The following is a 3,126-nucleotide window of genomic DNA, read 5'->3' as shown; positions in this document are numbered from 1 at the left end:
GCCAAGACCCGATAAGTCAGACGCACTTGCAGCCACCCGCACCACCCCCGGCACCGACTCCCAACCAGCCTACGCCCACAGCAAAAGCAACGGCATTGGGCCTAAGGCTTGTCCCGTAAAGGATCTTCGGGCGGGTGCGGGCGAGGTCGGCCGGTGTTCGGTCCGCTTGTCTATCCGGCGATGGTGAGGTTGTGCAGGCGAGCGATGCCGCTCATCGCGTGGTGTACGCCGTCGCCCTTCAATCGGCAGTCGCGAAGGATCTTCCAGGTTTTCATCCGGGCGAAGGCGTGCTCGACGCGGGCCCGGACCTGGCGGTGGGAGGCATTGTGCTCCTCCTTCCAGGCGGGCAGTTCGTGCTGCCCGCGTTCGCGACGGTGCGGGATGACCAGACCGGTGCCCCGGTAGCCGCCGTCCGCGATCACCATCGTGTTGCCGACGGCGGCCTTCGCGCCGGACAGGTCCCATGCCTTGCAGTCATTACGGTTGCCGGGCACGGGCCGGCCGACCACCACGACGAGCCGGGTGTCGGCGTCGATGACGACCTGGTGATTCGTGGAGTATCGGTAGTTTTTCGACTGCTCGGCCACCGTGTGGTCGCGTGTGGGGACCAGGGTTCCGTCCACGATGAGCACAGTGTTCCTGCGGAACCGCTTGCGCGGCCTGAGCGCGAGCAGGGGGCCGAGGTGTCTGACGACGCGGTCGGCCGCGGACTTCGATACCCCAAAGAGCGGGGCAAGCTGGCGCAGCGTCAAGTTCGTGCGTCAGTAAGCCGTGACCAGCAACACCCGATCCTCCAGCGGCAGCCCCCACGGCCGACCCCGCCGCACCTCATCGGCCCCCTCACGGCGCAGCGCGGTCACCAGCTTGCCGAAGCAGCGCGGGCTCAGCCCAGTGAACGGGGCTATCCAGGACGGAGCCGAGGCAGTGATCACTCCAGTCACAGCAAGATCATCGCGCCAAGCCGGGGCCTGTTGCACCAGCCGGTCACGAACCGCCTGGCCGGGGCCTCACCCATAGCTGCACCATGCTTAAAGCACCGCCGGGCCGGTATACGAGGATCTGATGAGGTGCAGGGCGTGGGAAGTCTGCTGAGGAGCGTCTCCGGGGTTCGCTGGGGAGAACTGCGCGATGCGACGGGGGCTGCGGCTGGCGCTATTCCCCCTCTGCTGTCCCGGATCGCATATGGGGATGAGGACACGGCCCGCATCGCCATCGATAACCTGGGCGATGCCATCTGTTCGCTGGGGTTCGTCGTTGGCGAGGCGACAGCTCCCACGGTCCCGTTCCTTCTCGAACTGGCCGGGTCCCCTCACGTGGCCTGCAAGGCCGAGTTGTTAGACCTGCTGGGAAGTATCTGCCGGACCGACCAGTGGCACTCCGCCGCTGCGGCGACCCGGAACCGCACACACGACGCGAGCTACCGGCAGCAAACCGGCTGGGAGGCAGCCGCAAGGACAGCCGTGTACGCAGGCCGGTCAGTCATCGAGGGTGTCGCCTCCTCCGTACGGCCAGAGGAGGCGACACCTGCTCGGAAGTTGTTGCAAGTGATGGACGACACCCCGCCGTTCCCGGAGCTATGAGCCGTCATTGCGGGACGACCCTTAGTTCAGAGAAATCGCGGCGTGCGACGACCAGACCGCCTTCGCCGTCCAGGAGCTGCTCGCCGCGCGATGGGCGACCGCGGCGGCGGACCGTACGACCCGGGATCCGGGGCAGCCCGGCGTCCGGCTGCGCGGCTATCTGGATGTGCGCCAGGAGCTCCACTCATAGCACCGGACAAGCGCGGTACCGCAGCGCACTGACCTGCCGTGGTCGGGATCATGGCCGGCGGTGCCCAAGCCGTGGTCGGGCCCATGGTCGTGGGTATGGTCGGGCCGACCACGGCTGCGATGCGATTCGGTGCAACCCTCGGTCCCCTGCTGGAGGCAGCCGTCCAGCCAACGGTTCAACTCTCTGCTGGTGCAACCCCCGTCGTGGCCGACAGCGGCAGGCGCGGCGGGGGCCAAGCTGCATCCCACCGCCAGGACGTCCACGCGGCGGCGTTCGCGAACGGGCCGGAGCGTTCCTCGAGCATCCCGAGGACCTGGGCGCGGGCCTCGTCCACGGCCTGGTGCTCGGAGTCGGTGACGATGCCGAGCCGCCGCACATGGGCGTACTCGTCTTCGTCCTTCCACGTGAGGCGGCTCAGTTCGGGGTCGACGACCAGGTCCACGGTGAGGTCGAAGGTGTCAAACCCGTCGAGCGTGCGGCGGGTGGGGTGCTCGAAGTTCACGTACCAGTTCCGCAGACCGGCGCTCGTGTAGAACGCGTTGATGCTGAACCACGCCGCCGGCGGCTTCCACAGCAGCAGCTCGGTCTCCTGCCACATCCCGGGCGCGAGCTCCCACTCCCCCGTGGCCATTGCGTCGAACGCTTCGGTGCGCACCGACCGGTCGCCGTCGGCGCGGGCCTTGGCATACAGGGCGGGCCAGCGGGCTTGGGCACCGGGCGCGCAGGCGGTCACCAGGGCCTCGCTGGTGTCGGCGACGACGCGCAGCGCCTGCTCGCTCCACACGCGGCCGCTGCGGTGCACGTCGCGTCGTACGACCGTCTCGCCGGCGTCGAAGGATCGCATCACGCGCCTCTCTGTCCGGGGCCGGGCTGGGCAAGCCACCGGCTGAGTGGCTGAGGGCGGCTTGCTCAGAAGGGTTCAGAGCGGCTTGCCCGGGGTCAGCGGCTGACCGGTCCGAGTAGCACTCCCTACGACGGTACGGGTCGTCCACACCGATCTCGTGCCACGGCCCGCCGCGCTGCAGGGCGGGCAGCGTGATGGCGCGCACGTGGACGGTGAGCTTGTCGTTTAAGCTCGGGCCTTCCAAAGCACCGGCTCCCCGCCGAGCCGGAACGACCGGAGACTGTTCCCACATGGAATAGCAGGGGTCTGGGCGGGTGCCGCCGCCGCGCCGCATCACGGTCTGTGGCACGCCTGCGATCCGCGTGCCGTGGGGGTTTGCAACCTCGACCGATTCGCGAAGGAGACGGTCCGCTGTGGACGCCATCGACGAGAAGATCATTGCCGAGCTGACCCGCAACGCCCGCATCTCGCACTCCGAGCTGGCCGGCAAGGTGCTGCTGTCCCGCAACGCG

Annotated in this window: 4 protein-coding genes and 1 pseudogene; 3 read left to right on the top strand and 2 right to left on the bottom strand. The window is 68.5% G+C overall.

Features of this window, described 5'->3' with window-relative positions; all coding sequences use genetic code 11:
- Nucleotides 1–170: 170 nt before the first annotated feature.
- Nucleotides 171–941, bottom strand: a pseudogene (locus OP79_RS50270) (transposase).
- Between the two features lie 135 nt (nt 942–1,076).
- Between OP79_RS50270 and OP79_RS48635 the strand changes: the two are divergent.
- The gene (locus tag OP79_RS48635; protein ID WP_033329655.1) at nt 1,077–1,580 is read left to right on the top strand and encodes a hypothetical protein; all 504 of its coding nucleotides are present in this window, start codon (nt 1,077–1,079) and stop codon (nt 1,578–1,580) included.
- Between the two features lie 34 nt (nt 1,581–1,614).
- The gene (locus OP79_RS57925; RefSeq protein ID WP_281194652.1) at nt 1,615–1,770 is read left to right on the top strand and encodes a DUF6207 family protein; all 156 of its coding nucleotides are present in this window, start codon (nt 1,615–1,617) and stop codon (nt 1,768–1,770) included.
- 175 nt (nt 1,771–1,945) lie between these two features.
- Here the strand turns inward: OP79_RS57925 and OP79_RS48630 are convergent, their stop codons facing one another.
- Complete coding sequence (locus OP79_RS48630) at nt 1,946–2,614, bottom strand: ribonuclease FAU-1 family protein (RefSeq protein WP_033329654.1); 669 nt, start codon at nt 2,612–2,614, stop codon at nt 1,946–1,948.
- Nucleotides 2,615–2,928: 314 nt separating this feature from the next.
- Here OP79_RS48630 and OP79_RS58400 point away from each other — a divergent pair.
- Nucleotides 2,929–3,126 (top strand): AsnC family transcriptional regulator (locus OP79_RS58400; protein WP_342669597.1); only part of this gene is annotated, 198 nt, incomplete at its 3' end.

This window comes from Streptomyces yerevanensis (assembly GCF_000716805.1).
In the GTDB taxonomy this organism is placed as follows: Bacteria; Actinomycetota; Actinomycetes; order Streptomycetales; family Streptomycetaceae; genus Streptomyces; species Streptomyces flaveus.
Note: the sequence above shows the minus strand (reverse complement) of the source record. Positions and strands in the feature narration are given on the sequence as shown.

What these genes read in the sequence shown, in the direction of transcription:
- OP79_RS48630 (WP_033329654.1), bottom strand. Translation starts at nt 2,614, where the DNA reads ATGCGATCCTTCGACGCCGGCGAGACGGTCGTACGACGCGACGTGCAC.